This window comes from Pedobacter sp. 01T416_2, from assembly GCF_056398925.1.
Genome location: NZ_JBFTQI010001062.1, coordinates 1 through 1540 on the forward strand (window position 1 = coordinate 1; position 1540 = coordinate 1540).

2 protein-coding genes and 1 pseudogene are annotated in these 1540 nt (G+C 39.4%); 1 reads left to right on the forward strand and 2 read right to left on the reverse strand.

Features of this window, described 5'->3' with window-relative positions:
- Positions 1-245 (forward strand): annotated as a pseudogene (locus AC1DPQ_RS27345) (sulfite exporter TauE/SafE family protein); the annotation flags it as partial.
- Positions 246-725: 480 nt separating this feature from the next.
- Here the strand turns inward: AC1DPQ_RS27345 and AC1DPQ_RS27350 are convergent.
- Positions 726-869: an Lrp/AsnC ligand binding domain-containing protein gene (locus AC1DPQ_RS27350; RefSeq protein ID WP_477583444.1), complete on the reverse strand. Its 144-nt coding sequence runs from the start codon at positions 867-869 to the stop codon at positions 726-728.
- 72 nt (positions 870-941) lie between these two features.
- A partial coding sequence (locus AC1DPQ_RS27355; protein WP_477611504.1) for a DUF1349 domain-containing protein occupies positions 942-1540 on the reverse strand: 599 nt, incomplete at its 5' end.

The following is a 1540-nucleotide window of genomic DNA, read 5'->3' on the forward strand; positions in this document are numbered from 1 at the left end:
GTGCACATGCCAAAATTGTAAATATGGCGACTAATCTGGCAGCCATTGTCTATTTCAGTTCTACAGGGCATATCCTGTTTCAATACGCTATACCAATGGCGCTTTTTAACCTAACCGGTGCTTTCTTCGGTACAAAACTGGCCTTGCTTAAAGGAAATAAATTTGTCCGTGTATTTTTTCTGATCGTTGTTTTCGGAACAATTTTAAGATTTGCTTATGATATTTTGAAAGCGTATGTCATGTAAAGGGTAATGTAAAATAATATACTTTTCAGGAATACTTTCGTTTATCGCTAAGTAATTTAATTATCTAAACCCCAAAAATTACTTTCCGATACAATAAATACATATATCTGTGAATCAGTATTTTATGTTAAAAAAGTAACAATGCAAAAACTAAAATAACATCGGTGGTTATCTCGCCCGTGTGTTGATAACTTGCTGAATCTTAAACCATTTAGGACCTGATATTTGATGAGTGAATATTTGAGAAGGCGACTTTTTGCGTGCTGTCGCTAATCCTAATGTGCTTTCGCGGTAGCGTTGAAGGTACATGACTATAGTCGTTATATTTTGGTTTAGCTGGTTGTGGAGGTGTCGGCTGCAGCTTTTTACTTCCGGAAAGAACAGTTGATGCTTTTCTGGTACATCACGTTATTCAACTTGCTGTTGATGCCGGTAGCCAGGCTTTAAACCTTAACTAAATTGTTATTAGTACTCGTTGTTTTAGTGAAGCGGATAGTTCAAATTCCGCTTCACTTCATTTACCACAAAACTGCTATGGGATTTTAGAACGTTATCCAATTTCATCAGATCTTTGGTAATGAAACAAGTATATTCCTGCATGTTTCTGACTACGGTTTTAAGTATGGTAGCATTCTATTATCTGCAGAAATAACCCTGCCTTAAAAATTTACGAGCCCAGGACTGCTGTTATAGCTCTTATTGGTGATTTTTAAGCCAATCCAGTCGGCGCTGGTCGGGTAGGTGTTTGACCGAAAAGTTTTCAAATTTTGCCTCAAAGCCATCACCGTCAGGGGAGGCTGCCATTAATCCTACCAGAACCGGTGCGTTATCCTCCAATGGAGCATTGCGGGTCATGATATAGGTTTTATCGTCCAAAGAATAGAATATTTCGACTGCATCTAGCCTACGAACAACTTTTATCCAGATAAACGGAGGGGTTTTGTCTAAGGTTGTTACGCTCCAGTCGCTTTTATTGTGTGTAACCACTGTGCTTACGTTGAACTTGCCATCCACATATTCGACACCTGTCTTGATATAGTTTTTGTGATCTGTACGGATCATCAGTCCCATCTGGTCAAACCGGGCTTTATATGCACCGGTCAACTTGACCTTTGCCTCAAACTCCCCACCATACGTGCTGTAATAAAATGGTGCATCATCCACTGTGAAGCCATAATGCGAAATGCGCCAGTAATCACTTTTTGGTGTCACCTGCATAATTAGGCTTTTGTCTTTGATTTCCCAGTTATCAGGTTCGTTGAACCATTGCAGTTTTTCTAGGCGCTGTGCATATG